Here is a 4,116-nt window from a genome sequence, read left to right on the forward strand (position 1 = left end):
ATTTCAGGCGGTAATTCATATGCTGATAGAGAAGTGTGGATTCCTTATCAAATAGATATGGAAACGGGGAATATTTATTAATTATTTGTAAAATTATTATACAACTAAAAAAAGGTTTACAATTTTAAAAAATTGTAAACCTTTTTTGATTAGAAAATCTAAATATTATCCTCTTCTTCTTTCCAGCAGCACCATCATCATCATGCCTAATAAAATTCTTTCTTCCTCGCCTTTTTCAAAATTTGCATCCTGATGTAAAGTAAAATTGCGGCCTAAAAAAGACGCATCTTTTTTAAATGTACAAACCAAAGTGCCATCAGGCCGGGTTAATGTATAAGTAGGATTAAGAAAATAACCACTGAAAAGACCCACTAATGGTATTTCACTTAAAAGGCTGTCGCCTACTTTTACCCACGCATTTTTTTCCTGTATAATTAAATCCTGCTGATCGTTTTCATCATAAATTAAATAAGACGCTTTCCAGATAGAGCGCCATCCTTTGCGTACCACCCGACCTATATTATTTCCCTGTGTGTCGGTAAAGGAATAGCTGGAATTAAAGTCGAGCCATTTGTTGGCTTTTATTTCATACTTTAAATCAGTTTGTGTGTCGTCGGTAAAAACTTTTACGTGTTCTTTAAATTTAAACAACTTTTGTTTTACATAGGCACGTGTGTTGCCAATGGAATCTGTTGCTGTAAAATCGTTGTGCAGGGTAGAAATCCGGAATTTAAATTTCAACGGGTAATAGTTTTGTTCTAACAGGTCGGTTTGCATATAGTGGTGTTTTTGTTTTATCCCTTTACAATTTTATTATAGCTCGTAGCAATCCCTTTTATCAAAGAAGAACTAAAGCCCTGGTGTTCCATTTCATTAAGTCCTGCAATAGTACAACCTTTGGGTGTGGTAACTTTATCTATTTCCTGCTCGGGGTGAGTACCTTTTTGTAATAATAATTCTGCTGCACCTTTTACAGTTTGTGCAGCAATTAAATTAGCGGTAACACTGTCGAACCCAATTTCAATTCCACCCTGTATATTGGCACGTATGTAACGCATAGCATAAGCAGTGCCACATGCGCCTAAAACTGTTGCAGCATCCATCAGTTTATCTTCAATAAGTGTAACCTTGCCTAATGTTTCAAAAAGTTTTTTTACAAATTGTAATTGCTCCGGTGTTGCATTGGAGTGGCTGATGCAGGTCATGCTTTCCTGTATGGCAATGGCTGTGTTAGGCATGGCACGAAAAACAGGATTTTTTCTTTTTACCATTTCATTTAAATCATTTAAAGAAACGCCTGTGATTACCGATACAACAACATGCTTTGCAGTTAAATCCTTTTTTAAACCGGCAATTACTTCTGTTACCTGAAAAGGTTTAACAGCTAATAATATCAGATCACTTTTTTTAATGGCTTCGTTATTATTGGTGGTTACATTAACACCTCTGTCGCTTAATGATTTTAATGTTTCAATATTTCTTTTAGTAATAGTAATTTCTGCCGCTTTGCAAAATTTACTTTTTAATAAACCTTCTGCAATTGCAGAACCCAAATTTCCTCCACCAATAATTGCTATTTTCATTTTAATAAAATAAATTTTGATTTAAATAGTTTCTTACATAATCATCCACGCCTTTTTCTAAAGAATAAAATTCTTCCTGATAACCTGCTTCTTTTAATTTTTCCATTTTTGCTTCTGTAAAATACTGGTACTTATCCCGGATGTCTTCGGGCATATCGATGTATTCAATTACCGGAGATAAATTTAATCCGTTAAAAGTTGCTTTTACTAAATCATTAAAACTACGGGCCTCACCAGTACCTAAATTATATAACGCAGAGGATGGTTTATGCTCCACTAACTCTTGGAGGGTTCTAAACCCTCCAAGAGTTTTTTCCATCAGCCAGAAACAAACTGATACCACATCTTTTACATAAACAAAATCACGGAGCTGCTCGCCATCTTCAAAGCCATCTTTATGCGATCTAAATAATTTCACACTGCCATTTTGTTTTATTTGATTAAAAGAATGAAAGATAACACTTGCCATTCTTGCTTTATGATATTCGTTAGGGCCATAAACATTAAAGAATTTTAAGCCTGCCCAAAATGGCGGATGTGCTTTTTGATGCAATACCCATTTGTCAAATTCATTTTTACTGATGCCGTAAGGATTTAAAGGATGCAGTTGTTCAACAATATCGTGACTGTCATCATATCCGAATTCCCCTTCGCCATAAGTAGCAGCAGAAGAGGCATACACTAACGGTATATTATTAATGGTACAATAATTCCAGATATGCTGAGAGTATTCTACATTTAATTTTTGATGAATGCTGTAATCAAATTCGGTAGTATCTGTTCTGGCACCTAAATGAAAAACAAAATCTACAACAGGTTTCTCTTTTAATAACCAGTCAAATAAATTTTCTCTTTCAACTCTTACAATATATTTTTTATGCAGCAGGTTTAATTCTTTTTCCTCATCCTCAAACTCATCTACTAAAATTAAATTGTAAAAACCATGCTGGTTTAAATAACTAACCATGCAGCTGCCGATAAAACCGTAAGCGCCGGTGATGATTATAGTGGGATTTGTGTTTATCATTTATAGAGATGTTAAAGCGTGTTCACTCTCATGTCCGGTCAGTAATTTTCCAATAGCATTATCATATTTATCTTCCCAAATATTAACAGTATCCCAATCTTCTCCATCAATAGTAATGGCACCACTGGTTACACTTCCTAAATAAGTCACCGTCATTTCCATTTTCTCTAAAAGCATTATAAAATCGTTCCTGTTTTCTTTGCTAACAGTTACCACCACACGGCTCTGTGCTTCGCCAAACCAGCAGGCATCTTTTCTAATTGCAGTATCAGTTGTTACAACATTAAAACCAAGATTTCTGTTAAAACAACTTTCTATCAGTGTAATAAATAATCCGCCTTCGCTTACATCATGTGCGGAGTTAATTAATTTTTTATGGATCATTTTTTTAATTTCATGCTGCACTTCAAATTCTTCATTCAAATCAAAATAGGGTGCAGGCGAAAATTCAATGCCGCAAATTTTATGTAAATATTCCGATGAATTAATATCATTGCGCTGTGTGCCCACCAAATATATTTCATCATCTTCCAGTTTAAAATCCATCGTCATTTTATCGGCAGGAGAATCTAATAATCCTACCATACCAATTGTTGGAGTTGGATAAACAGCACCATCAGGTCCCTGGTTATAAAAACTTACGTTGCCACCCGTAACAGGTGTATCAAATTTTACACAGGCTTCACCCATTCCTTTTATGGCATTTACAAATTGATAATACACTTCCGGGTCGTAAGGGTTTCCAAAATTAAGGCAGTTGGTAACACCTAATGGCTGCCCGCCGCTGCATACAATATTTCTTGCAGCTTCAGCAACAGCAATCATAGCACCTTTATAGGGATTGGCAAAAACATAACGGCTGTTACAATCTGTTGTAAGTGCCAATGCTTTATTAGTAGGCTTTGCTAAAACAATTGCAGCATCGCTTGGTGCATTGGTACTTGCATTACCGGCACCAACCATACTATCATATTGAGTATATATCCATCGCTTGCTGGCAATGTTGGGTATTTGAATTAATTTTTCTGCAACAGCTTTTAAATTTTTTGGAACAGCAATAGTATCTGCATTAAATGCTTTTATCTTTTCAAAATATTTTGGTTCGGTATAAGGTCTGTCGTTTTGTGGTGCGCCACCGCCTAACACTAATTCGTATGCAGGTAATGTTGCTTCCAAATTTCCATGCATGTAGAAATTAAGCATGCCATCATTGGTTACTTCACCAATTTCGCTGCAGGGTAAATCCCATTTTTCAAAAACATCAATTATCAATTGTTCTTTTCCTTTTTCAGCCACCAGCAACATTCTTTCCTGGCTTTCGCTTAATAACAATTCCCATGCTTTCATATCTTTTTGACGGGTAGGCACTTTATCTAAATCAATCCGCATTCCAGCTTCGCCTTTCGCACTCATTTCGCTGGTGCTGCAAATAATTCCTGCTGCACCCATATCCTGCATACCAATAACGGCGCCGGTATTCATCACTTCCAGGCAGGCTTCTAATAA

4 protein-coding genes are annotated in these 4,116 nt (G+C 35.7%); all 4 read right to left on the reverse strand.

The features are described from left to right. Window positions 1-165: 165 nt before the first annotated feature. A complete protein-coding gene (locus ACY65O_RS13875; protein WP_462221456.1) occupies window positions 166-777 on the reverse strand; it encodes an LURP-one-related/scramblase family protein in 612 nt (203 codons plus the stop codon). Window positions 778-794: 17 nt separating this feature from the next. Continuing rightward, window positions 795-1,583, reverse strand: coding sequence for a pyrroline-5-carboxylate reductase (gene proC, locus ACY65O_RS13880; RefSeq protein ID WP_462221457.1), 789 nt, complete (start codon window positions 1,581-1,583; stop codon window positions 795-797). 1 nt (window position 1,584) lies between these two features. Beyond that, the gene (gene rfaD / locus ACY65O_RS13885) at window positions 1,585-2,610 is read right to left on the reverse strand and encodes an ADP-glyceromanno-heptose 6-epimerase (protein WP_462221458.1); all 1,026 of its coding nucleotides are present in this window, start codon (window positions 2,608-2,610) and stop codon (window positions 1,585-1,587) included. Further along, a partial coding sequence (locus ACY65O_RS13890; protein ID WP_462221459.1) for an AIR synthase-related protein occupies window positions 2,611-4,116 on the reverse strand: 1,506 nt, incomplete at its 5' end.

This window comes from Ferruginibacter sp. (genome assembly GCF_031430955.1).
GTDB lineage: Bacteria > Bacteroidota > Bacteroidia > Chitinophagales > Chitinophagaceae > Ferruginibacter.